The following is a 22247-nucleotide window of genomic DNA, read 5'->3' on the forward strand; positions in this document are numbered from 1 at the left end:
ATCAACAGCCGTCAGAGGTGTTTTCATGGGAATGCTCTTGTGTTGGAGCCGCAGACGCGGCGGGTTGAGGGATGGATTCCCCGAACATCTCAGAGAGATCTGGGCGAACGTCCCGGATCTGCACACCAAGAGCCGCAGACAACGCTGCCGCTTTGGCGATTCCGATGCGTCTTTTCCCGCTCTCAATCAGGCTCAGCATCGCCAAAGAAATGCCGACTTCCTGACAGATTTCAGAACGAGTCCGTCCGCTCGCAGTGATATGATCGGTGATATCCATGCCGCTTAATTTACACAGTGTGAATTTTACATCAAGTGAAATTTTACACTGTGTCTCTGGTCGAGCGGGAATGTCGCGTGGCATTCCCCATGGCATGAAGTTCCGTCTCAAAGAATTCCGCGACCAAGCTGGCCTCACCCAAGAACAGATGGCGGAGCGGCTAGATATTTCTGTCAGCCTTTACAATGGGCTGGAAACGGGCAAGCGACGCATGAATGCCACCTATCTACAAGGGGCATCCGAGATATTTGGCGTGCCTGCCTCCGAGCTGATCGTTGAAGCGCCGATCGTCATCCCCATTGCAGGTCGCGTCGGTGCAGGGGCGAGTGTCCCGCTGTATGATACCACCGACGACGGCGGGCTGTTCAAAGTCGCGGCACCCCCGCAAGTGCGCAAGCTTGGCCCCGCGGGAAGCTTTGCCGCCGTCGAAGTCGAGGGCGACTCGATGATGCCCATGTATCAACCGGGCGACATCCTGTTCTTTCGCCGCGCGACCCATGAGGGGATACCTGACGAAGATATCGGCAGACCCTGCATCGTCGAGGATGCGGATGGTCACGCATGGGTCAAGCAGGTCAGGACCGGTGATGAACCGGACCTGTTTCACCTGACATCACTGAACCCCACCGCACAGACCCGCCACAACCAGCGCATCAAATGGGCTGCCCGTGTCATGCTGGCCCTGCCCGCCGAGATGGTCGAGCGGCTGTGACCAAGTGGCAGGTAACCACATGCCATTAAACCATTTGTAAACATATTCTCGATACAGTCAGGGAACGAAATCAACCATATATGTGAGGTAGCATGGTAACTTTCGAACGAAATATGCGAACCCTTTCATCCTCTGATGGAAGCTGGGATCTGGTCAAAACCAGTTGGAATGAACAGTGCATGAGGCACGGAGACGAAATTTCAGACTACGCGGTAAGCTCGCTCGGCGTCGTTGAAGAACTCGCAAATGAGCCGACGAAGAACGCCAAGTCCCTTGGCTTGTTCGACGATACCGGACGATGTCACGCGATCTGCCATGCGAACGTGACCAGCCTCCCAGGGTATGAAAAACCAGTGTTGCGCATCCGCCACCTTCTGCTTGCCCCAGACTATGACTATGGCCACCTCGACGCGTCAGATTACGCTCGTGCATTGACCAGCGTGTTCAGCAATGTGATCGGCCTTGCTTTTGGTGAGATGAAGGCAATGCACATCAAATTCCACCTCCGAAGCCCCGGAGACGTGTCGTTCTTTGGTGCCTTGACTGACGCACTCTCTAAAATTCCAACTTTTCGGGCTGTTCACATGAGAGGCGCATGGCTATATCTTGACTTGTCCGAGGACAGCCACTTCGGAGCAGGAGCAACCCAATGAACCTTCACACTCAACTAGAATCCCACCTGTTCGACGTCTTTCACCACGCCATACTCACCGTCGGAATCGAGCAATTCAAACGAACAAGTTTGTTCGGATCGAACGACCGAAGCACTCAGCGTGAGCAGAAACTGGCAGCTTGAACCTGCCCCATGTAAGATGTTGGCCCGCCAATATGGCGGGCCTTTTTATTTTGTACGAACAGGTTATGGCACAAGACGCTCTTGCCGCTGCGCCAGCCACACCGACAACCCCAGAACCCTGAACCCCCACCGAGTGATCCGATAGCGGCATCCGAACCCCTGCACCAGCCGCACGTCTTTTCCGATCCAGATCATTAACCCTACTCACCCGCCCTCACCGGCGGGCTTTTTCATGCGCCGACGCCCGGCGCTGGCAGAGAGAGTGTAGCAGAGACGAATCAGTGACAAACCCGAAATTTCACAAAGTGTGAAATTTTTAGTGGACAAAACTTTTACACAATGTAAATCTTAGCCCCATCCCACCCATCCGCCACCCGGCAGATCGCGGGACCCACGATGGAGCCAGCTATGCCCGACAACAAGTTTACTGACAGCGATCTCGGAACCCTGACGCTCACCGGCTTCGATGAAATTTATGTGTTCGAGGACGTGAAGCTTGGCAATGCTCAAAACGTCATGGTGGACATTCCTGACAAAGACTGGCTCGCCATTGCCCACGGCAAGACGCTCACGGTCCTTGAGGTCAGCGGCATCACCCGCGTCGATTGGTTGCCGAGCGTCGCGGCGGTCAACGATGGGGTTTCGCCATGACCATCGCCAACTCGGCCATCCAGATCCTCGGCACCGCCGCGCTGCTGCTGGCCATCGCCGCCACGGTCTGGCTGTTCGCCAGCGCCGACTGGCCCGCCGTGATCGACAGCGCATTCCCCTCCACGCGCCTGACGCTTGAGGACGGCGTCCGCCTGATCGAGGGGGCGCGGTGATGGAACCTCGCAACATCCTCGTGATCCACAGGCGAGACGGCGAGACTGTCTTTCTGACAGTCACGCAGTTTGCCCGGTTTTTCGACAACCGCGATCCGCGCGACTGGATCGTGTGACCGAATAGGCCGCCGCGGGCATCGCCTGTCCTGCGCCCGGCCTGACTGCCCCCGGTGATCCAGTTCACCAGTGCCTGTTTCCCGATCACGGGATCGCCGGGGGCGCATTTTCCCGAAATCCGCCCGACCGGCTAAAGTTTTGAGGCTGACAATGAACGCCATCGCAACGATCAAGCCCGCCCATCCGCCATGCGACAAGGGCACCATCACCGTCACCATTTCCGACCTGCGCCCGGGCATCATCAAGGCCGTGGCCATCGTCGAACGGCGCAACACGATCCCGATCCTGGGCTGCCTGCACATCACGCCGAAGCGCGACAAGCTGGAGATCCGCGCAACCAACATCGACACCTGGCTGACGATCACATGCCCCGCGCAATGCGCGGCAGGTGAACCCTTCACGATCGACGCGCGCCTCATGGACATGATCCTGCGCGGCGCTGATCGCGCTGACAGCGTCAGGATCGAGCGTCAGGACAACATCCTGATCCTGCGGCATGGCACCGCGACCATACGTCTGCAAGAGCTATGCCCGCCTTCGGACTTCCCGGCGGAACCGGAGGCGGACGACATGGCGTCCTGTGAAGTCCCCGAAACGGTGCTTGCCAAGCTGATCGACAGTGTCAGGTGGGCGATTTCGACCGAGGAAACGCGCTATTACCTCAATGGTATCTATCTGCATGCCCGCGACGGAATGCTGGCCGGTTGCGCAACCGACGGTCACCGCCTTGCGCTCTATCAGACCACCACGGACTATCCACTTGAGGCCGTAATCTTCCCCCGATACTCGGTCGCGGCATTGCGCAATCTGCTGACGGCAGGCGGCAACCATGCGGTGCGGATCTCCGCCGCCCTCGACAAGCCCCGGATGCGGATCGAGGGCGATGGCTGGTCGGCAACCGTCAAATGCATCGACGGGACATTTCCCGACTACACCCGCGTGATACCCGGCCGCGACAAGGCGCGGGGGCACGCGGTGATCAACCGCCACACGATGCGCATCTTCCCCAGCTTCAGGAAGCTGTCCCACTGCAGAGAGGGCATCAAGCTGGACCTCGGGAACGGGATCGCAACCTGCTCCTCCATCTCGCTCGGCCTCACGGTGGAGGCGCCGATAGAGGCGAGCGGGGATTTCAGCGTCGGTTTCAACCAGCGCTACCTGACCGAGGTTGTCAGCCTCTTCGGCACGGTCAAGCTTGAGGCCGCCAGTTCGGGAGACGCCGCCCATGTCCTGACCGAGGACCCCGACCTGACTGTCGTCCTCATGCCGATGAGGGTGTGAACGATGGCTGATCAGAACCGCTTCCTGCGCGACGGCCGCACCCAAGCCGACCATGACCGGCGCATTCTGGCGGGGGCGCGATGACCATCCACCCACACCACCCCCTGATCATCGACAGCTTCGCGGGCGGCGGCGGGGCCAGCACCGGGATCGAGATGGCCCTTGGCCGCTCGCCCGATGTCGCGATCAACCACAGCGAGAAGGCGCTGGCGCTGCATGCGGCCAACCACCCCGAGACGCTGCACCTGGACAGCAACATCTGGGACGTTGACCCACTGACCGTGACGCAGGGCCGCAATGTCGGCCTGCTGTGGGCCTCGCCCGATTGCAAACATTTTTCCAAGGCCAAGGGCGGCGCGCCCCGCGACCGCAACACCCGCGACCTGGCATGGGTCGTCGTCAAATGGGCAGAGGAAGCCAAGCCCGACGTGATCTGCATGGAGAACGTCGAGGAATTCGTGACCTGGGGCCCTCTTGGCGAGGACGGCAAGCCCATCAAGGGCCTTGAAGGAACCACCTTCGACCTGTGGGTGCGCCGCTTGAAGCGCGCGGGCTACAAGGTCAAATGGCGCGAGCTGCGCGCCTGCGACTATGGCGCACCCACGATCCGCAAGCGGTGGTTTCTGGTCGCGCGCCGCGACGGGCGCCCCATCACTTGGCCCAAGCCCACGCACGGCCATCCCGACAGCGATGCGGTCCGCAAGGGCAAGTTGCTGCCGTGGGTCGGCGCCGATACCTGCATCGACTGGTCGCTGCCCTGCCCCTCGATCTTCGACAGCAAGGCCGAGGTCTGGGAAAAGCACGGGCTGCGCGCGGTCAGGCCGCTGGCAGCCAATACGCTGGCCCGCGTCGCGAGGGGCATGAAGCGCTATGTGATCGACGCCGAGAGGCCCTTCCTGGTCAGCCTGAAGGGCACGGCCCGCCGCGACATGCCGGCGGGTGCACCACACCCGACTATTCTGGCCGGCGGCGGTCATAGCGCGCTGCTGGTGCCCAGCATCGTCCGAACAGACATGCGCAAATCAAATGCCAGGTGTTCTTACGACATCAAAGATCCGCTAAGGACGATCACCACCTCAGGCGGCCATGCACTTATCGCGCCCAGCCTCCAGCGCTTCAACTCGGGCGCGACCGGACAGGACATTCGCGATCCGCTGGCCACGATCACCGCCAACAGCTGGATCAAGAAGCCCGGCGGCGCGGCCCCATTGGGCATGCTCACACCCTATCTGGCCAGCATCGCGCATGGCGACAGCGGCGGGCGGCGCGAATACCCGCTGACCGATCCGCTCGGAACGGTCACGGTAGGCGGCATCCAGCATGCGGCCATCGCCCCGGTCCTCGCCACCATGCGCAACAGCGCAAAGCCGTGGCAGCGGGCCGACATGCCCGCCCATACCATCACGGCGGGCGGCGCCGGGCTGACCTGCATCGCGCCGGTGCTGACCTATGCACAGCAGGGCGGCAGCAACCGGGATGCCCGAGATCCGCATCATACGATCTGCGCCAGCAAGAAAGACCAGAACAGCCTGATCGCTGCCTTCCTGGCGCAGCAGAACGGCGGGCCGCGCATGGATGCGCATGCCGGTCACGATCTTCGCGACCCGATCAGCACCATCGCCGCCAGCGGCAGCCATCAGACCCCGGTCGCGGCCTTCTTTGCCAAATACTACGGCACCGGCGATGGATCGAGGACGGACGAGCCGTGCCACACCGTCACCGTCAAGGATCGGATGGCGCACATACAGGCCGAGATGGCCGCGCCGCCCTTCGCACCCGAGCATGAGGCCCGCGCGCGCCAGGTGGCCGAGTTCCTGCGCGCCCATGATGCATGGGACGGCGGCGAGTTCGTGACCCTGGATATCGACGGCGCGACCTTCGTCGTCGTGGACATAGGCATGCGGATGCTGACGCCTCGTGAACTGTTCCGGGCGCAGGGTTTCCCCGACGATTACGTCATCGAGGGCGTCTGGCACGTGGACGAGGCGGGCGACTGGCATTGGCAGGGCTTTGCCAAGGACGTGCAGATCAGTTGCTGCGGGAATTCCGTCTGCCCGCCGCTGGCCGAGGCCATCGTGGCCGCCAACTGCCAGCACCTGATCGTAACCGATCGGCAGGAGGCGCAGGCATGACCTCGATCACCCACCGCGACATCACCATCACGCAGGCCGAGGTCCCCGGCGCGCCGTTCGCATGGGTCCATGACGATGCGGGCGGCTCGGCCGAGGCCCTGGACGAGGCTAAGCGGCAGATCAACCGGCACCTCGCAACGCCCGATCCCGACTGCACGATCTGCGCCGGGTCGGGATGGGAGGAGCTGCTGGGCTGGCGCGAGGTCCCCTGCACCGCCTGTTGGGGACCGGGCTTCTGGGCCGGGGTGAAACATCACGAAAGGAATCAGAAATGACCGACCAGACGCCAGACCTCGCCCCGTGCCCTTTCTGCGGAGGGAAAGCAATACATCAGGGCGCATCCATTCGGTGCAACAATTTCGGGTGCAATGCCTCAATTTTGCCACGCTGGACAAAGAATGTAGTCGGTCCCGCCAAGGGCATACCAGGTCTAGGCTTCAATTTGGCCGCGGCTGACACCCGGCGGCGCTGGAACGCCCGCGCTGCGCTCACATCTGCCCCGGAGGCGCAGCCTGCCGCTGCCCCGACTAGCGAGACGGTAACGCCAGAACAGCAACTCGCCCGCGACATCCTCAATGAGTTGGTCAGGGCGCGCGCCAAATTCCCCGGCAAGAACGTCACCTTCGCCGCGCTGGTCGAGGAAGTCGGGGAGTTGGCCACAGCCACCATCGAGGAAAGCGCCGAACGGGTGCGCAAGGAAGCGGTGCAGGTCGCTGTCATGGCAATACGCATGTTTCTGGACGGCGATCATTGTTTCGACAGCTGGCGGGCGGAAAAGGGGCTTGACCATTTGGACCCGGCAAAGCGCGCCCTCTCGGGAGGGCGGGATGGCTGACTCGCGCAAGGACGTAGAACGCTACCTGGCGGCAGTGAAAACGATTGTCGATGGCCGAAACCCGGAGCGTGACCGAGGCAGCATCATGGTAACGCTGGAAGGCACGGTTGCCGCGGTGCTGGTTTATGTGATGGGCGGCGATCATCGCAAGGCCGCAGCCATGCTCAACGAAGCGCTGGTCCAAGGCGTCGAGGAACGGATCGCGCTTGCCGGCCGCCGTAGAGCCAAGGGGAAGGATGGGTAGATGAGAAACGTCCAGCCGCTTTTCGCCAGCGAGAAAACCGCAGCGCGCCTTCTGGACATGCAGCCAGCCGAGTTTCGCAGGCTGGTTGATGTCGGGGCGCTGCCCTGCGCAGTTAAGCATGGGCGATGGGATGTTGCAGAGCTGCAAGCTATCATGCGCGGAACTAAGATAAAGCCTGCCGAGGAATTCGACCTTTGAGGAAAGAGCGCAAGCCATACGTCACACGAAAAACCACGGGCGGAAAGGTCCGATGGTATTACCGCCTGACGTGGTTTGAGGGCGCAAAGCGCCGTGAACGCTTCATTCCGCTGCCCAACGATCCAGACAGTGCCGAGTTTGACCGTGCTTACTGGTCGATCCGGTCGGGATCGGCTGAGGCTGTTCAGCCACCGGCCAAGAGGACCTGGCGCGAGTTGGTGACGGCATACAGGTCCAGCGCCAAATTCTTGAAGCTCGCACCCCGCACCAAGAAATCCTACAACGACACCATAGAATGGATATTGGAAAGAAATGCGTCCAAACCGGTGACATCGCTCACCCGCAAGAAGCTGATGGACCTGCATGCCAAGTATGCGGACACGCCGCGAAAGGCCGACATGCTGGTCCAGATCGTGTCTATCCTATGTAATTTCGCCCGCAAGAAAATGCTCTGGGAAATCGATAACCCCGCCGAGGGAATGGATCTCTATGGCAAGACACGGGAATATGAACCGTGGCCGGATTGGATGGTCAAGAAGCTCACCGACGCGCCAGCCAACGTCCGAACCGCCGCCGAATTGATCCTTGGGACGGGCCAAAGGCCATCAGCGGCCATAGCCATGCGCCGAGATCAATTCCAAGGCGAGTGGATGACCGTCACCGACGAGAAGGGGGATCTGTCCTACGAGATTTTCTGCCCGCGGCCGCTGCGCGATTTTCTCGCAACCCTGCCGGTTGCTGGAAACCATGTGATTGCCAAGAACCTGACGCAGCCTCTGCGATATGATGCCGTCGAGAAGGCGTTTCGGGCGTGGCGGGAAACGCTGGGCGAGCCAGCAAAGCCATATTCGATGCACGGCCTGAGAAAGCTGGCAATCGTCAGGCTGGCCGAAGCTGGTTGCAGCGACGCCCAGATCCAGGCGATCACCAACCAGAGCGCGCAGACCGTCGCCTACTATCGCAAGCGCGCGAATCGGAAACTTCTGTCCCGCGCAGCAATAGAACAGAACAGGCCCGGAACGTGATCGTGGGAAATCACTGTGGGAACGGTCTTGCGCCAGCTTCCAATTTTTTAATATAAGTTCTTGATTTTATTGGTGCCGGTTGCAGGAATCGAACCCGCGACCTTCTGATTACAAATCAGCTGCTCTACCTGCTGAGCTAAACCGGCGCCGGGCCTTGCGATAGCGCGATTGGAGGCGTTTCGCAAGCCGTTCGGCAGGGTCTGATCGACGGTTTCCCCGGCGGCGGAACGGGTTTAATCTGCGCGTTGGTTAACCAGGGCGAACTTATTCATGCAAATCGTTTTTCACTGCGGCACACATGGCACCGACCACGACGGAATGCTCAAGACCTTGATGCACAACCGCGACTGGCTGTCGAAATCGGGGGTCGAGATCGTATCGCGCAACCGTCACCGGGGCATCTTCGAGAACGCGCTCGGCTCGCTCAGGGGTGGGCCGGCCACGCGCGAGATGGAGGAGATGATGCTGGACGCCATCCTCGATTCCGAAGCCACCGACCGCGTGATCTGCAGCCAGCCCGCCTTCATGGGCATGGCCGCCCGCGCCGTCTCGCCCGACGGATTGTTCCCGGTGGCGCCTGCCAAGCTGGCGGCGCTGGCAAACCTCTTTCCGAGCGCCGAGGTCGAGTTCTTCATCGGCCTGAAAAACCCCGCGACCCTGATCCCCTTCTGCGTCGAGCAATCGGGGGAAAGCATCGAGACCCTTCTGGGCACCTCCTCGCCGCATCATTTGCGTTGGGGTCCGGCGATCCGCCGCATCCGCAAGGCATTGGACGGGCGGCGGCTGGTGATATGGTGCCACGAGGACACGCCGCTGATCTGGCCCGAGATCGTGCGCATGATCGCCCGGATGCCCGGCGACGTGCCCCTGAAGGCCGGGCTGCATATCCTGGGAGAAATCCTGGAACCCGACGGCATCCGCTTCATCCGCGACGAAATGGAAAAGCAGGAGCGGGTCACCATTTCCCGCAGGCGCGAGATCTTCAGCCGTGCCCTGCAACAGTTTGCCCGCAGCGAGGTGATCGAAAGCACCATCACCCTACCCGGCTGGACGCAGGAACTGGTCGACCGCATGAGCGCCGATTACGACGAGGACGTGGCCGAGATCGCCAGCCTGCCGGGGGTCGAGTTCATTTCGCCCTGACCGGAGGCGCTTCTTCGGGCGCTGGCGGCTCTTCCTGCCCGTCATGGTCCAGCGCCAGCCGTTTTTGCGCCCTTGCGCCCAATTCGCGCAGCATTTCGGCCTGGCGTACGACATTGCCCTGCCCGCGCGTCAGCCGGTCCATCGCCAGGGCATGGCTTTTCTGCGCGCGATCCAGCGCCACCCCGACATCCTCGATCGCCGAGACGAAGCCGTGCAGCTTGTCGTAAAGCTGGCCCGCGCGGTTGGCGATCTGCATGGCGTTGCTTTCGCGCCGTTCGACCGTCCAGATGTGATCGACGGTGCGCAGGGTCAGCATCAGCGTGGTGGGCGTCGCCAGGCCCACGCGCCGCTCCATCGCGAAGCTGGCCAGTTCGGGATCGGTGCGCATTGCCTCGGAAAAGGCGCCCTCGATGGGGATGAACATCAGCACATAATCGACCGAACCGTCGTCAAGCGACTGATATCCCTTGCCGGAAAGCGCCGTGATATGGGCGCGGATGGCCGTGACATGGCGTTTCAGCGCAGTCTCGGCCGCCAGGGGATCGCCGGCGTTCACCGCCTCTTCATAGGCGGAAAGCGAGACCTTGCTGTCGATCACCAGCACCTTGTCCCTGGGCAGTTTCACCACCACATCGGGCCGCCAGCGGCGCCCGTCGCCGTCCTTTCGGGTTTCCTGCGTCAGATAGTGAATGTCGCGTTGCAGGCCAGATTCCTCCAGCAACCGCTCAAGGATCATCTCGCCCCAGGCGCCCTGTTTCTGCCGGTCGCCTTTGAGCGCACGGGTCAGCGCCACCGCCTCGCGCGAGATATCCTCGGACCGCCTGTGCAGCATCTCGATCTGGGTGCGCAGGCTGGCGCGTTCCTCATCCGTCTGCTTGTTGCGGGTCTGAAGTTCGGTCTGGAAACGATGGACCTGATCGCGAAAGGGGGTCAGCAGCGCGGCAAGCTGTTCGCCGTGGCGCTTCTTCATGTCCTCACCCTGATTGCGCAGGGTCTCATCGGCCAAAAGCTTGAAGTTTCGCGACATTTCATCACGCAATTCGCGCAGGGTCGCAATATCGCGGGCCGCTGCCTCGCGATCCTTTTCGGCGGCAAGGCGGGTTTCGGCAAGCTGGCGACGCAGATCGGCCTCACCCTGATGCAAGCTGTGCAGCGCATCGCGCAGCCCGTCGCGCTCATCCGCCAGTTCCTGCATCCGATCAAGCTGCGCACGGCTTTCAGCCTCGATCCGGGCCAGCCGCACCTCCTGCCCGCGATTCGCGGCGGATAGATCGGCCAGTTCCCCGGCCTGTTCGCGCAGCCTTGCCGCCGCATCCCCGGCCCTTGTGCGTTCTGCCCCAAGCTGGCCCGCGCTGCGGCGGTAAAGCCATGCCAGCACGGCAAGCCCTGCAAGCAGGACAAGCAAGATCCGCTGAAGCGTCGCAGCGTCGTTCAACCATGCCTGGATCTGCATGGAAAGCGTGGTATCCATATGTTATCGCCAGAATGTCCGATGGCAGTGTTCACTTTTTGTGCCTGCCGTTCAAGCCCTCGTTGTCTTGCATTTTAGCGAATGGCGCGGGGAAACCCAAGTGAAGGGAAGATAGCATGACCAAGACCGTCGCCGTGCTGGTCGGTTCGATCCGCGAGGGATCGCTGAACCGAAAGCTGGCCCAAGCCCTTGAAAAACTTGCCGAGGGCAAGCTGAAGTTCGATCATGTCCGGATCGACGACCTGCCCTTTTACAATGAAGACCTGTGGCAGGACCCGCCCGCGGCGGTCAGCCGGTTCAAGGATCAGGTCGCAGGCGCTGATGCCATCCTGATCGTCAGCCCCGAATACAACCGCACCTATCCCGGTATTCTTGCCAATGCCTTTGAATGGGGTTCGCGCCCCTCGGGCAAAAGCGTCTGGGCGCGCAAGCCCACGGCGGTGACCGGAACCTCGCCCGGTGCGATCGGTTCGGCGGTCGGACAGGCGCATCTGCGCGGCGCGGTGCTGAACCTTGCGACCGTGCCCATGCATGCCCCCGAGGCCTATATCCAGTGGAAGCCCGAGAACTTCGCCGACGATGGCAGCGTCACCGACGAATCGACGCGCAACTTTCTGCAAGCCTATGTCGACGCCTTTGCAAAATGGATCGACAAGCACCAGTAAGAAATTGAAAAGGCCGCTTTTACTGGCGGCCTTTCTGCGTCACTGATCCAGGAATGAGCGCAGCTTGCGCGACCGGCTTGGGTGCTTCAGCTTGCGCAGCGCCTTGGCCTCGATCTGGCGGATGCGTTCACGGGTGACGCTGAACTGCTGGCCCACTTCCTCCAGCGTGTGATCGGTGTTCATACCGATACCGAAGCGCATCCGCAGCACGCGCTCCTCGCGCGGGGTCAGGCTGGCCAGCACCCGCGTCGTGGTTTCCTTCAGGTTCTCCTGAATTGCGGAATCCAGCGGCAGGACGGCGTTCTTGTCCTCGATGAAATCGCCAAGCTGGCTGTCTTCCTCGTCCCCGATGGGGGTTTCAAGGCTGATCGGCTCCTTGGCGATCTTCATCACCTTGCGGACCTTTTCCAGCGGCATTTGCAGCTTTTCGGCCAGTTCCTCGGGGGTCGGTTCACGCCCGATCTCGTGCAGCATCTGGCGGCCGGTGCGCACCAGCTTGTTGATCGTCTCGATCATGTGGACCGGGATGCGGATCGTGCGGGCCTGGTCGGCGATGGATCGCGTGATCGCCTGGCGGATCCACCAGGTCGCATAGGTGCTGAACTTGTAGCCCCGGCGATACTCGAACTTATCCACGGCCTTCATCAGGCCGATATTGCCTTCCTGAATAAGATCAAGGAATTGCAGGCCCCTGTTCGTGTATTTCTTGGCGATCGAGATCACCAGCCGCAGGTTCGCCTCGACCATTTCCTTCTTGGCCTGGCGCGCCTCTTTCTCGCCGCGCTGGACCTGGTTCACGATGCGGCGGAATTCCTCGATATCGACGCCGACATACTGGCCGACCTCGGCCATGTCGTTGCGCAGCTTTTCCACCTGCGGACGCGAGCGGTCGAACAGCGCCTGCCAGCCCCGCCCCGCCTGCTGCATCATGCGGTCGACCCAGGTCGGGTCCAACTCGCTCCCGCGATAGGACTTGATGAAGTCCTGGCGGTTGATCCGGGCGGCATCGGCCAGCTTGACCATGCCCGAATCGATGGTCAGGATGCGGCGGTTGATGCCATAGATCTGGTCGACCAGCGCCTCGATCCGGTTGTTGTGCAGGTGCAATTCGTTGACCAGCGCGACGATTTCGCTGCGCTTGCGCTGATAGGCGACCTCGTCGGCGGCGGAAAACGTGCCATCCTCGTTCAGGGTGGCCGACATGCGGCTGTCCTGCATATGGGCCAGCGTCTCGTAGCCCTGTGCGATCAGTTCCAGCGTCTCCAGCACCTTGGGCTTGAGGCTGGCTTCCATCGCGGCCAGCGACAGGTTCTGGCCGTCGTCGTCGTCCTCGTCGTCGTCCGAGACCAGAGGGTTGCCGTCGGCGTCCAGTTCCTGCTGATCGTTGCGTTCGGCGCTGGCGGCGGGGGCACCCTGAACGGCGGGAATATCCTCTTCCTCGTCCTCTTCCATCGAGCGGCCGAAGGTGGTTTCCAGGTCGATCACATCGCGCAGCAGAATGTCTTCTTCCAGCAATTCCTGGCGCCACATGGTGATGGCCTTGAAGGTCAGCGGGCTTTCGCAAAGCCCGGCGATCATCGTGTTGCGGCCCGCCTCGATGCGCTTGGCAATGGCGATCTCGCCCTCGCGCGACAGCAGTTCGACGCTGCCCATCTCGCGCAGATACATGCGCACGGGGTCGTCGGTGCGGTCCAGCTTTTCCGTCTCGGTCGTGGCGATGGCGACCTCGCGCGAACCCGAGCCGGTGGCGACCACGGCCCCGCCGGTTTCCTGCTCCTCGCCGTCCTCGTCGTTTTCGACCACGCGGATGTCCATTTCGGACAGCATCGACATGACATCCTCGATCTGGTCGGAACTGACCTGATCGGGGGGCAGAACGGTGTTCAACTGGTCATAGGTGATATAGCCGCGCTCGCGGCCCTCGGCGATCATGCGCTTGACGGCCGCCTGGCTCATGTCCAGCGAGTGATCGTCGTCCTTGGTGTCTGGCTTCTGGTCGTCGTCCTTGGCGGCCATGCTCGCTCCTTGCAGGCGGGTGATTCGCATCAGTTGCGAATCGGGGTCGGCATTCGGACGGTTCTAGCCAAAGCAGAGGCAGAGTCAAAGCCCGCAGGCCTGCCGTCCAATGGTGATTCGGCGGGTGATTCGCGCATCAGCCGCGCGGTTTCCGCCAGATTTCATTTTCGACCGCCGCTTTCAGCGCGGCGGAAAGGGCATCGCGGTCCTCGCCCAGATCGCTCAGATCGGCAAGCGCGGGCCGGTCGGCCTTCTGGCGCGCCCAGGCGGATTGCGACACGCGCCATGTCAGGCCTTCGTCGGTCAGCCCCTGAATTTCGACCTCGGCACGGGCGATTTCAAGGCGGGCGGCACGGCGCGCCTCGATCCGGTCCAGGGCGTTGGCCAGGATCGCCCCCGCGCCCTCGGCCCCATCAGGCCGCGAGATCGCCGGGGCCGCCCTGACATGGGGTTCGGCCATGATCGCGTCAAGGGCGCGCTGGCCTTCGCCTGACGTCGTGCCGGCCAGAAGGTCGTGGACCAGCGCCGCGCGGCCCGGATCGTCGGGGATCAGGCGCTCGAGCCGCGATTCGACCGTAGGGATCAGATCGCGATAGGTCGCGCAGATGGCAAGGATCATCGATTCGATCATCCGCTCGGCCAGCTTCTCGGCCGCCTCGGGCGAGGACAGGGCCGAGGCGCGCGTGGGCGCCGTCGGCGGCAGGGCGGCGGGGGACCGCCCCCCGCGCCACGCGCCCTGCCCCGCCTGCCCCCCGAATCGCTTGTCCGGCCGCTGGCCCTGCGCGCGACGATTGCCGAAATATTCCCATTTCATCTGCCGGAAGGCGGCGTTGTAATGTTCGCGCGTGGCCGGGTCGGGGATACGCGCGACGGCATCCGACAGCGCCTTGTCCAGCGCGGCGCGGCGTTCGGGGCTGTCGAAGACGCGGCCCTCGGTCTCGCGCTGCCAAAGCAGGTCGACCAGCGGACGCGCGCCCTGGATCAGCGCGGTCATGGCGCGCGTGCCCGCGCTGCGCAGCAGGTCGTCGGGGTCCTGGCCCTCGGGCAGGATGGCAAAGCGCAGCGCCTGCCCCGGTCCGGTCAGGGGCAGCGACAGCTCGATCAGCCGCATCGCCGCGCGCAGCCCGGCGGCATCGCCGTCCAGCGCGATCACCGGCTCGGGCGAGACGCGCCACATCAGGCGAAGCTGGTCCTCGGTGATGGCGGTGCCAAGGGGGGCGACGGCGCCCTCGAACCCGGCCAGGACCAGTGCGATCACGTCCATGTAGCCCTCGGCCACGATCAGCGGCTGGCCCTTGCCCACAGCCGAGCGCGCAGGTCCCAGATTGTAGAGGTTGCGCCCCTTGTCGAACAGAGGCGTCTCGGGCGAGTTCAGGTATTTCGCTCGCGCATTCGGGTCCATCGCGCGCCCGCCGAAGGCGATGCAGCGCCCGCGCGCGTCGCGGATCGGAAAGATGATGCGGCCCCGGAAACGGTCGTAGGCCGCCCCGCCGTCCTCGGGCTTGATCGCAAGGCCCGCCTCGACGATCAGCGCCTCGTCGATGCCCTTGCCGCGCAGCGCCTGCGTCAGCCCCTGGCGCTGGTCGGGGGCAAAGCCGATGCCGAAACGCTCGCGCGCGGGATCATCGAGACCACGGCCCGACAGGTAGTCGCGCGCCCCGGCGGCAGCACCCGTTTGCAGTTGCAGGCGGAACCAGCGCGCGGCTTCCTCCATCACCTCGACCAGCCGGGTGCGGCGGTCGCTGCGCTGGACTTCGCGCTGGTCGCGTTCGGGCATGGGCAGCCCGGCCTCGGTGGCCAGCGCCTCGACCGCTTCCAGAAAGCCCATGCCTTCGGCCTCGCGCAGGAAGGTCAGCGCATCGCCCTTGGCGTGGCAGCCGAAGCAGTAATAGAACCCCTTCTGGTCATCGACATGGAACGAGGCCGTCTTTTCGTTGTGGAACGGACAGGGCGCCCACCAGTCGCCCCTGCCCTGATTCGAGCGGCGCATGTCCCATGTCACCTTGCGCCCGATCACCTTCGACAGGGGAACGCGCGCGCGGATGTCGTCAAGGAAGGACTGTGGCAGGCTCATCGAAGCAATATCGTCATCAGCGGGCCGGTTGAAAAGACCATCATGCCCCGACCGCGCCCCGCGCGAAAGCGCAATAGCTGCGCATCAGCGTTTCGCGGTCCAGCCGCCCGCCGTCGCGATACCAGTTGCTGACCCCCGTCAGCATCCCGATCAGCGCCAGCGTGGCCAGCCGCGTGTCCTGGGTCCGCATGACGCCGGCGTCGCTGCCTGCGCGCAGGATCGCCTCCAGCGCGTCCTCGTATCGGCGGCGCAGGGCGGTGATGCGGGCGTGGTTTTCCGCCGTCAGGCTGCGCAGCTCCATATAGGACAGAAAGACGGTTTCCTGGCTGTCCAGCGTATTGGCGATATGGTTGCGCACGAAGCGTTCCAGCCGCGCGACCGGATCCAGCCGCGCATCGTCCCGCCAGCCCGCCAGCACGCGGCGCATGTGATCTTCCAGCAGATCGGCCAGCAGGCTTTGCTTGTCGGGCGTATAGGCATAAAGCGCACCGGCCTGCACGCCCACCGCCGCCGCGATCTGGCGCATCGACACCGCCCCATAGCCGTGCCGCGCGAAAAGGCGCAGCGCCGCCTCGCGGATCAGCGGACCCGTTATTTCCGCCCGAGAGCCCTGAGTTCTAGCCATATCCGGCTTGTAGGCCGCAAATCGGGCTTGTGAAAGCCCGCAACTTGTATCGCCCCCCGTCCCGGCCTTATCCTGCGCCGGAAACGAACAAGGTTGACCACATGGCATTACGGGCACAAGGCTGGGCGCTGGCCGCGATCATAGCGGCGCCGCTGGCGGCCTGCGGCGATTACGGCGCGGATTATCCCGATCTTGTCCCGGCCGAGCAGTTGCTGGTCCCGCCCGCCCTGCCGGATCACGCGCAGGATGCCGCCGCCTCGCCCGATGCCGCGCAAGGCGCCTTGCAGGCCAGCCATCGCGGCCTGTCCGCCGCCGCCGTGGCGGACGGCCCGCAGACCGGGGACCTGGCCGCGCGCGCCGGCGAATTGCGCGCGCGGGCCGAGGCGTTGCGCCGCCGGTCGCCCTAGAATATCCCACGCCAGCGCCAAGCCCGCCCCAACCCCAGTCCCATGCCCTTGGAAGGAAACCCGATGGCCGCGATCACCTGTATCGACGATCTCAAGCAGCTTTACCGGCGGCGGGTGCCGCGCATGTTCTACGATTATGCCGAAAGCGGCAGCTATACCGAGCAGACCTTCCGCGACAACAGCGACGACTTCGCCCGCATCCGCCTGCGCCAGAAGGTGGCGGTGGACATGTCCGGGCGCAATGTCGCTAGCACCATGATCGGCCAGCCCGTCGCCATGCCCCTGGCCCTTGCGCCGGTGGGCATGACCGGCATGCAATGTGCCGATGGCGAGATCAAGGCCGCCCGCGCCGCCGCGAAATTCGGGGTGCCCTATACGCTTTCGACCATGTCCATCTGCTCGATCGAGGATGTGGCGGCACACAGCGACAAGCCCTTCTGGTTCCAGCTTTACGTCATGAGGGACGAGGATTTCGTCGATGCCACGCTGGAACGCGCGCGACGCGCGGGTTGTTCGGCGCTGGTGCTGACGCTGGACCTGCAAATCCTGGGCCAGCGCCACAAGGACCTGAAAAACGGCCTTTCCGCGCCCCCACGGCTGACCTTGCCGGTGCTGATGGACCTGGCCACCAGATGGCGGTGGGGCAGCCAGATGCTGCGCACCAAGAGGCGGTTCTTCGGCAATATCGTGGGACATGCGAAGAACGTGGGCGACACCGCCAGCCTGTCAAGCTGGACGGCCGAGCAATTCGACCCCAAGCTGGACTGGTCCAAGATCGCCCGCATCCGCGACCAATGGGGCGGCAAGCTGATCCTCAAGGGCATCCTCGACCCCGAGGATGCGCGCATCGCCGCGGATTTCGGCGCGGATGCGATCATCGTCTCGAACCACGGGGGGCGCCAGTTGGACGGCGCGCTCAGTTCGATCCGCATGCTGCCGCAGATCGTCGAGGCCGTGGGCGACCAGATCGAGGTGCATATGGACAGCGGCATCCGCTCGGGGCAGGACGTGCTGAAGGCGCTGGCGCTTGGCGCCCATGCCGCCCATATCGGCCGCGCCTATATCTACGGCCTCGGCGCGATGGGCGAGGAAGGCGTGAGCGCCGCGCTGGACATCATCCGCAAGGAACTGGACGTGACGATGGCGCTTTGCGGCGAACGCGACATCGCGGCGCTCGGGCGTCACAACCTGCAACTGCCCACGGGATTCCTGACCGAATACGCCTGAAGTCAGGGCGCGGGATCGGGCCGGGGGCGCCGGCCGTTCCGCGCCCCGCGCAACAGCAACGCGGCCACGCAGGGCACCGCAACACCCAGCAGAAAGACCATATAGGGGTTGGCGACCCCCATCTCGCCCGCAGTCACCTCGATCATGGCATGCAGGAAATAGATCGCCGCCGACAGATAGCCCAGGTTCAGCACGGGCCGGGGCAGGTTCATGCGCAGGAAGAACACGAAGGCCGCGGGCGCGCAAAGATAGGCCGAGACCGGGATTTCCGTGAACTGTTCGTTGCCGATGCCATAGTTGCGCGCGACCAGCCAGGCCTCTGCCATCATCAGGACCAGCGCGGCACCGGCAAGCGGTCCCATCACGCGGGCGCGCGGCAGCCCCGCCAACCCCTGCCGGGCGACGCGGTCGGCCAGCAGGTAGCCCAGGGCCGCGAAGGGATAGATGATGAAGATCCCGTTGCGATAGCGGTGGGTCGGGATCGGCCAGGTGCCGGTGATGCTCAGATACTCCATCACGCAGCCCGCCACGGCGCAAAAAACCGCCAGGACGACCAGCGGCCCGTGCCCCCACCCGGTCGCGCGCCCAAGCCGCAGCATCGCCAGCACCATCGCCCCCGCGACGAACAGGCCCACGACATACCACAGATGCAGATAGCCCCAGACGTAAAGCCCCGCCACCGCGCGCGGGGTCGAAAGATTGGGCATCAGCCATTCCGGCGCCACGATCAGCGCCCAGGCCAGGTAGACCGCGAACCAGAAGCTGTAAAGCCACAGCGCCTTGCGCAGCCACGCCCTGCCCTTGCCGCGCATGACGACGGCATGAAGGAAATAGCCCGACACCAGCGAAAACACCGGCACGGCATTGCGCAGGATGCCGTTGCCGATCACGAATTTCGTAACGCTGACATCGGCGGTCAGGACGCCCGAATGCCCAAGCGCTACGAACAGCGCCATCAGCAGCTTGAGATAATCGAGTGAATGAACCCTGCCCGCCATGAAAAGACCGCGAACCTTTTGAACAAAACGCCTGTTGCGGGTATTGTCACCCCCGCGCTCGCGTTTCAACCCAAATGCGCGGCAAGGCCCTTTTCATTCCGGCATATCTCGGTTATAGGCGCGGCTTCGGCGCCATGCACCCTTGGAGGATGGCGCCCGCTCACAACTGTCAAGGAACATGAAAATGGCCAAAGAGATTCAGAATCTGGTGGCCGAGGCACGCGCGGGGACAGGCAAGGGGGCCGCCCGCCAAGCTCGCCGCGCAGGCAAGGTGCCCGGTATCGTTTACGGCGACGGCAAGGATCCGCAGCCGATCGCGATGGACTTCAACTATCTGCTGACCCGGCTGCGCGCAGGCCGCTTCCTGTCCACCCTGTGGAACCTTCAGGTCGAAGGCCAGGAGGACGTCCGCGTCATCTGCCGCAGCGTCCAGCGCGACGTGGTTAAGGACCTGCCGACCCACATCGACCTGATGCGCGTGCATCGCAACACCCGCATCAACCTGTTCATCAACGTGCAGTTCGAAAACCACGAAGCGGCCCCCGGCCTCAAGCGTGGCGGCACGATGGTCGTGGTGCGCCCCGAAGTCGAGCTGGTCGTGACCGCCGCCGACATCCCCGAGGTGATCACCGTCGACCTGACCGGACGCGAGATCGGCGACGTCATCCACATCAACGATGTCACCCTGCCCAAGGGCGTCAAGCCGACCATCGACCGCAACTTCGTCATCGCCAACATCGCGGCGCCTTCGGGCCTGCGCTCGTCGGATAACGAAGAAGCAGCCGAGGAAGAAGAAGCCGAGGCATAAGGCCAGGCGCTTCCCGATCACGGGCGGCATCCCTCGCGGGTGCCGCCTTTTCATTTGCCCCCTGCTGGACGCCCCTTGCCGGATGGGGGGCGGGTTGCTACCTCTGCGGCCTGGTTTCCGGCAGGTCAGAAGGAGGATCCCATGCAGCCCATCCATATCGTCGGCGCGGGCCTTGCCGGGTCCGAAGCCGCCTGGCAGATCGCCCGCGCGGGCGTGCCGGTGGTGCTGCACGAAATGCGCCCCCAGGTCGCGACCTTCGCCCATCGCACCGGCGATTGCGCCGAGATGGTCTGCTCGAACAGCTTCCGTTCCGACGACGACCAGATGAACGCGGTCGGCCAGTTGCATTGGGAAATGCGCGCGGCGGGCGGGCTGGTCATGGCGATGGCCGACCGCCACCGCCTGCCTGCGGGCGGCGCGCTGGCCGTGGACCGCGACGCCTTTTCCGCCGCCGTGACCGAGGCGCTGCGGGCCGAACCGCTGATCACCTTCCAGCCGGGCGAGGTAACGGCCCTGCCCGCCGAAGGCACATGGATATTCGCCACCGGCCCCCTGACCTCGCCCGCGCTCGGGCAGGCGATCCGGGCCGAGACCGGGGCCGAATCGCTGGCCTTCTTCGACGCCATCGCCCCCATCGTCCATGCCGAGACCATCGACATGTCCATCTGCTGGCGCCAGAGCCGCTACGACAAGGGCGATACCCCCGAAGAGCGCACCGCCTATATCAACTGCCCCATGACGCGCGAGGATTACGAGGGCTTCATCGACGCCCTTCTGGCCGCCGAAAAGACCGAGTTCCACGAGGGCGAAACGGCTGGTTACTTCGACGGCTGCCTGCCCATCGAGGTCATGGCCGAACGCGGGCGCGAGACCCTGCGCCACGGCCCGATGAAACCCGTCGGCCTGACCAATGCCCACAACCCGACCGAAAAGCCCTATGCCGTCGTCCAGCTTCGCCGGGACAATGCATTGGGAACGCTTTATAATATCGTCGGATTTCAGACAAAGATGAAGTATGGCGCGCAAGTAGATGTTTTCAGGCGAATTCCCGGATTACAGAACGCCAGTTTCGCCCGGCTTGGCGGGATTCACCGCAACAGCTTCCTGAACTCACCCACGCTGATCGACGACCGGCTGCGGCTGCGCGCGCGGCCCAACCTGCGTTTCGCCGGACAGGTCACGGGGGTCGAGGGTTATGTCGAATCCGCCGCGATGGGCCTGCTGGCGGGCCGCATGGCGGCGGCCGAGGCGCTTGGCCGTGATCTCGCCCCGCCGCCCGGCACGACCTCGATGGGTGCGCTGGTCCATCACATCACCGGGGGCGCGGATGCGAAAACCTTCCAGCCGATGAACGTGAACTTCGGTCTCTATCCCCCGCTGGACGCGATGCGCGGCGGGCGGCGGGGCCGCAAGGACCGCTATCCCGCCTATACCGCCCGCGCGAAAGAGGATTTCACCGCATGGCTGGCCGCGCAGGCGTGACCCGGACGCGCTTCGCGCCCTCGCCCACCGGGCCGCTGCACCTGGGCCATGCCTTCGCCGCGCTGATTGCCGCGCAACTGGCCGATCCGGGCGAATTCCTGCTGCGGATCGAGGATATCGACCGCGCCCGCAGCCGCGCCGCCTACGAGGCCGCAATCCTCGACGATCTGCGCTGGCTGGGGCTGACATGGCCGGAACCCGTCATGCGCCAATCAGAACGCCTGCCCGCCTATCGCGCGGCGCTGGACCGGCTGGGCGCCAAGGGCCTGATCTATCCCTGCAAATGCCGCCGTGCCGACATTCGCGCCGCCCTTTCGGCCCCGCAGGAAGGCGCGCCGGTGATCGGTCCCGACGGTCCGGTCTACCCCGGCACCTGCCGCCACCGCGGCATGGACCAGGCCGCGCCCGAGGATGCGCTGCGCCTGAACGCCGCGCGGGCGCTTGATCTGCTGGGGCTGGACGGGCTGGCCTTTCGCGACGAAAACATCGCCCCCGGCACGCCCCACCGGATGACCCGCGCGCAATTTCTGGCGCAGGTCGGCGATATCGTCCTGGCGCGGCGGGGGATGGGCACGTCCTATCACCTCTCGGTCGTGGTGGACGATGCCGCGCAGGGTATCACGCTGGTCACGCGGGGGGCCGATCTGCTGGATTCGACCTTCATCCACATCCTGTTGCAAAAGCTGCTGGACCTGCCCCTGCCGCGCTATCACCACCATCGGCTGATCCGCGACGAACAGGGCAAGCGGCTGGCCAAGCGCGACGATGCGCGGGCCATTTCGCTCTACCGGGCCGAGGGCGCCGGCCCCCGCGACATTCGCCGGATGGTCGGGCTTTAAGGGGCGCTGGACAAGCGCGCCCCGCGCCCGTTATCACGGCATGGCATCATT

Annotated in this window: 24 protein-coding genes and 1 tRNA gene; 18 read left to right on the forward strand and 7 right to left on the reverse strand. The window is 64.0% G+C overall.

Annotated features, from left to right (window positions below; all coding sequences use genetic code 11):
* Position 1: 1 nt before the first annotated feature.
* Complete coding sequence (locus Q0O97_RS13925; protein WP_294930475.1) at positions 2-277, reverse strand: helix-turn-helix transcriptional regulator; 276 nt, start codon at positions 275-277, stop codon at positions 2-4.
* A 70-nt stretch (positions 278-347) separates the two neighbouring features.
* Between Q0O97_RS13925 and Q0O97_RS13930 the strand changes: the two genes are divergently transcribed.
* From Q0O97_RS13930 to Q0O97_RS13980, 11 genes are all read left to right on the forward strand, one after another.
* Entirely contained in the window at positions 348-989 is a 642-nt protein-coding gene (locus Q0O97_RS13930) for a helix-turn-helix domain-containing protein (RefSeq protein ID WP_294930478.1), read from the forward strand.
* 179 nt (positions 990-1168) lie between these two features.
* The gene (locus Q0O97_RS13935) at positions 1169-1642 is read left to right on the forward strand and encodes a hypothetical protein (RefSeq protein ID WP_294930481.1); all 474 of its coding nucleotides are present in this window, start codon (positions 1169-1171) and stop codon (positions 1640-1642) included.
* 551 nt (positions 1643-2193) lie between these two features.
* Positions 2194-2436 (forward strand): hypothetical protein, encoded by a 243-nt coding sequence (locus Q0O97_RS13940; protein WP_294930484.1) that lies wholly within the window; start codon positions 2194-2196, stop codon positions 2434-2436.
* Positions 2433-2609, forward strand: coding sequence for a hypothetical protein (locus tag Q0O97_RS13945; RefSeq protein WP_294930487.1), 177 nt, complete (start codon positions 2433-2435; stop codon positions 2607-2609). The genes Q0O97_RS13940 and Q0O97_RS13945 overlap by 4 nt, the downstream gene beginning before the upstream one ends.
* A 267-nt stretch (positions 2610-2876) precedes the next feature.
* The gene (gene dnaN, locus Q0O97_RS13950; RefSeq protein WP_294930490.1) at positions 2877-4007 is read left to right on the forward strand and encodes a DNA polymerase III subunit beta; all 1131 of its coding nucleotides are present in this window, start codon (positions 2877-2879) and stop codon (positions 4005-4007) included.
* Positions 4008-4087: 80 nt separating this feature from the next.
* Positions 4088-6139, forward strand: coding sequence for a DNA cytosine methyltransferase (locus Q0O97_RS13955; protein ID WP_294930493.1), 2052 nt, complete (start codon positions 4088-4090; stop codon positions 6137-6139).
* Positions 6136-6414 carry a hypothetical protein gene (locus Q0O97_RS13960; RefSeq protein ID WP_294930496.1) on the forward strand — a complete coding sequence of 93 codons (279 nt, stop codon included), beginning with the start codon at positions 6136-6138 and terminating at the stop codon, positions 6412-6414. The genes Q0O97_RS13955 and Q0O97_RS13960 overlap by 4 nt, the downstream gene beginning before the upstream one ends.
* On the forward strand, positions 6411-6974 hold the full coding sequence (locus Q0O97_RS13965) for a hypothetical protein (RefSeq protein ID WP_294930499.1): 564 nt from the start codon (positions 6411-6413) through the stop codon (positions 6972-6974). The genes Q0O97_RS13960 and Q0O97_RS13965 overlap by 4 nt, the downstream gene beginning before the upstream one ends.
* Positions 6967-7218: a hypothetical protein gene (locus Q0O97_RS13970; RefSeq protein ID WP_294930502.1), complete on the forward strand. Its 252-nt coding sequence runs from the start codon at positions 6967-6969 to the stop codon at positions 7216-7218. The genes Q0O97_RS13965 and Q0O97_RS13970 overlap by 8 nt, the downstream gene beginning before the upstream one ends.
* On the forward strand, positions 7219-7416 hold the full coding sequence (locus Q0O97_RS13975; RefSeq protein WP_294930504.1) for a hypothetical protein: 198 nt from the start codon (positions 7219-7221) through the stop codon (positions 7414-7416).
* A complete protein-coding gene (locus tag Q0O97_RS13980; RefSeq protein ID WP_294930507.1) occupies positions 7413-8441 on the forward strand; it encodes a tyrosine-type recombinase/integrase in 1029 nt (342 codons plus the stop codon). Before Q0O97_RS13975 ends, Q0O97_RS13980 begins: the two co-directional genes overlap by 4 nt.
* A 70-nt stretch (positions 8442-8511) precedes the next feature.
* Here Q0O97_RS13980 and Q0O97_RS13985 read toward each other — a convergent pair.
* A tRNA-Thr gene (locus Q0O97_RS13985) sits at positions 8512-8587 on the reverse strand.
* Positions 8588-8711: 124 nt separating this feature from the next.
* Between Q0O97_RS13985 and Q0O97_RS13990 the strand changes: the two genes are divergently transcribed.
* Positions 8712-9584 (forward strand): hypothetical protein, encoded by an 873-nt coding sequence (locus Q0O97_RS13990; RefSeq protein WP_294930510.1) that lies wholly within the window; start codon positions 8712-8714, stop codon positions 9582-9584.
* Here Q0O97_RS13990 and rmuC read toward each other — a convergent pair.
* Complete coding sequence (gene rmuC, locus Q0O97_RS13995; RefSeq protein WP_294930513.1) at positions 9571-11055, reverse strand: DNA recombination protein RmuC; 1485 nt, start codon at positions 11053-11055, stop codon at positions 9571-9573. The genes Q0O97_RS13990 and rmuC overlap by 14 nt on opposite strands.
* A 116-nt stretch (positions 11056-11171) precedes the next feature.
* Between rmuC and Q0O97_RS14000 the strand changes: the two genes are divergently transcribed.
* Positions 11172-11720 (forward strand): NADPH-dependent FMN reductase, encoded by a 549-nt coding sequence (locus Q0O97_RS14000; RefSeq protein WP_294930516.1) that lies wholly within the window; start codon positions 11172-11174, stop codon positions 11718-11720.
* Positions 11721-11759: 39 nt separating this feature from the next.
* Here the strand turns inward: Q0O97_RS14000 and rpoD are convergent, their stop codons facing one another.
* The 3 genes from rpoD to Q0O97_RS14015 form a co-directional block, all read right to left on the reverse strand.
* Positions 11760-13736: an RNA polymerase sigma factor RpoD gene (rpoD, locus tag Q0O97_RS14005; RefSeq protein WP_294930518.1), complete on the reverse strand. Its 1977-nt coding sequence runs from the start codon at positions 13734-13736 to the stop codon at positions 11760-11762.
* 136 nt (positions 13737-13872) lie between these two features.
* Entirely contained in the window at positions 13873-15810 is a 1938-nt protein-coding gene (gene dnaG / locus Q0O97_RS14010; protein WP_294930519.1) for a DNA primase, read from the reverse strand.
* Between the two features lie 40 nt (positions 15811-15850).
* Positions 15851-16435: a TetR/AcrR family transcriptional regulator gene (locus tag Q0O97_RS14015; protein WP_294930522.1), complete on the reverse strand. Its 585-nt coding sequence runs from the start codon at positions 16433-16435 to the stop codon at positions 15851-15853.
* A 101-nt stretch (positions 16436-16536) separates the two neighbouring features.
* Here Q0O97_RS14015 and Q0O97_RS14020 point away from each other — a divergent pair, with 101 nt between their 5' ends.
* Both Q0O97_RS14020 and Q0O97_RS14025 read left to right on the forward strand, forming a co-directional pair.
* Entirely contained in the window at positions 16537-16842 is a 306-nt protein-coding gene (locus Q0O97_RS14020; RefSeq protein ID WP_294930525.1) for a hypothetical protein, read from the forward strand.
* A gap of 63 nt (positions 16843-16905) precedes the next feature.
* Positions 16906-18069: an alpha-hydroxy acid oxidase gene (locus tag Q0O97_RS14025; protein WP_294930528.1), complete on the forward strand. Its 1164-nt coding sequence runs from the start codon at positions 16906-16908 to the stop codon at positions 18067-18069.
* 2 nt (positions 18070-18071) lie between these two features.
* Here the strand turns inward: Q0O97_RS14025 and Q0O97_RS14030 are convergent, their stop codons facing one another.
* Complete coding sequence (locus Q0O97_RS14030) at positions 18072-19067, reverse strand: acyltransferase family protein (protein WP_294930531.1); 996 nt, start codon at positions 19065-19067, stop codon at positions 18072-18074.
* 184 nt (positions 19068-19251) lie between these two features.
* Between Q0O97_RS14030 and Q0O97_RS14035 the strand changes: the two genes are divergently transcribed.
* From Q0O97_RS14035 to gluQRS, 3 genes are all read left to right on the forward strand, one after another.
* Positions 19252-19875, forward strand: coding sequence for a 50S ribosomal protein L25/general stress protein Ctc (locus Q0O97_RS14035; protein WP_294930533.1), 624 nt, complete (start codon positions 19252-19254; stop codon positions 19873-19875).
* Positions 19876-20016: 141 nt separating this feature from the next.
* Positions 20017-21357: a methylenetetrahydrofolate--tRNA-(uracil(54)-C(5))-methyltransferase (FADH(2)-oxidizing) TrmFO gene (trmFO, locus tag Q0O97_RS14040; protein WP_294930536.1), complete on the forward strand. Its 1341-nt coding sequence runs from the start codon at positions 20017-20019 to the stop codon at positions 21355-21357.
* Positions 21336-22196, forward strand: a complete 861-nt coding sequence (gluQRS, locus tag Q0O97_RS14045) for a tRNA glutamyl-Q(34) synthetase GluQRS (protein ID WP_294930539.1) — start codon at positions 21336-21338, stop codon at positions 22194-22196. Before trmFO ends, gluQRS begins: the two co-directional genes overlap by 22 nt.
* The last annotated feature ends 51 nt before the right edge of the window (positions 22197-22247 follow it).

Source organism: uncultured Paracoccus sp., from assembly GCF_945915435.1.
In the GTDB taxonomy this organism is placed as follows: Bacteria; Pseudomonadota; Alphaproteobacteria; order Rhodobacterales; family Rhodobacteraceae; genus Paracoccus.

Coding starts and splice junctions, on each gene's coding strand:
- Q0O97_RS13925 (WP_294930475.1), bottom strand. CDS start 277: ATGGATATCACCGATCATATCACTGCGAGCGGACGGACTCGTTCTGAA.
- Q0O97_RS13965 (WP_294930499.1), top strand. CDS start 6,411: ATGACCGACCAGACGCCAGACCTCGCCCCGTGCCCTTTCTGCGGAGGG.
- Q0O97_RS13970 (WP_294930502.1), top strand. CDS start 6,967: ATGGCTGACTCGCGCAAGGACGTAGAACGCTACCTGGCGGCAGTGAAA.
- rmuC (WP_294930513.1), bottom strand. CDS start 11,055: ATGGATACCACGCTTTCCATGCAGATCCAGGCATGGTTGAACGACGCT.
- dnaN (WP_294930490.1), top strand. CDS start 2,877: ATGAACGCCATCGCAACGATCAAGCCCGCCCATCCGCCATGCGACAAG.
- Q0O97_RS13990 (WP_294930510.1), top strand. CDS start 8,712: ATGCAAATCGTTTTTCACTGCGGCACACATGGCACCGACCACGACGGA.
- gluQRS (WP_294930539.1), top strand. CDS start 21,336: ATGGCTGGCCGCGCAGGCGTGACCCGGACGCGCTTCGCGCCCTCGCCC.
- Q0O97_RS13945 (WP_294930487.1), top strand. CDS start 2,433: ATGACCATCGCCAACTCGGCCATCCAGATCCTCGGCACCGCCGCGCTG.
- Q0O97_RS13955 (WP_294930493.1), top strand. CDS start 4,088: ATGACCATCCACCCACACCACCCCCTGATCATCGACAGCTTCGCGGGC.
- Q0O97_RS14035 (WP_294930533.1), top strand. CDS start 19,252: ATGGCCAAAGAGATTCAGAATCTGGTGGCCGAGGCACGCGCGGGGACA.
- Q0O97_RS14015 (WP_294930522.1), bottom strand. CDS start 16,435: ATGGCTAGAACTCAGGGCTCTCGGGCGGAAATAACGGGTCCGCTGATC.
- Q0O97_RS14025 (WP_294930528.1), top strand. CDS start 16,906: ATGGCCGCGATCACCTGTATCGACGATCTCAAGCAGCTTTACCGGCGG.
- Q0O97_RS13960 (WP_294930496.1), top strand. CDS start 6,136: ATGACCTCGATCACCCACCGCGACATCACCATCACGCAGGCCGAGGTC.
- Q0O97_RS14020 (WP_294930525.1), top strand. CDS start 16,537: ATGGCATTACGGGCACAAGGCTGGGCGCTGGCCGCGATCATAGCGGCG.
- rpoD (WP_294930518.1), bottom strand. CDS start 13,736: ATGGCCGCCAAGGACGACGACCAGAAGCCAGACACCAAGGACGACGAT.
- Q0O97_RS14000 (WP_294930516.1), top strand. CDS start 11,172: ATGACCAAGACCGTCGCCGTGCTGGTCGGTTCGATCCGCGAGGGATCG.
- Q0O97_RS13975 (WP_294930504.1), top strand. CDS start 7,219: ATGAGAAACGTCCAGCCGCTTTTCGCCAGCGAGAAAACCGCAGCGCGC.
- Q0O97_RS13935 (WP_294930481.1), top strand. CDS start 1,169: ATGAGGCACGGAGACGAAATTTCAGACTACGCGGTAAGCTCGCTCGGC.
- Q0O97_RS14030 (WP_294930531.1), bottom strand. CDS start 19,067: ATGGCGGGCAGGGTTCATTCACTCGATTATCTCAAGCTGCTGATGGCG.
- Q0O97_RS13930 (WP_294930478.1), top strand. CDS start 348: ATGTCGCGTGGCATTCCCCATGGCATGAAGTTCCGTCTCAAAGAATTC.
- dnaG (WP_294930519.1), bottom strand. CDS start 15,810: ATGAGCCTGCCACAGTCCTTCCTTGACGACATCCGCGCGCGCGTTCCC.
- trmFO (WP_294930536.1), top strand. CDS start 20,017: ATGCAGCCCATCCATATCGTCGGCGCGGGCCTTGCCGGGTCCGAAGCC.
- Q0O97_RS13940 (WP_294930484.1), top strand. CDS start 2,194: ATGCCCGACAACAAGTTTACTGACAGCGATCTCGGAACCCTGACGCTC.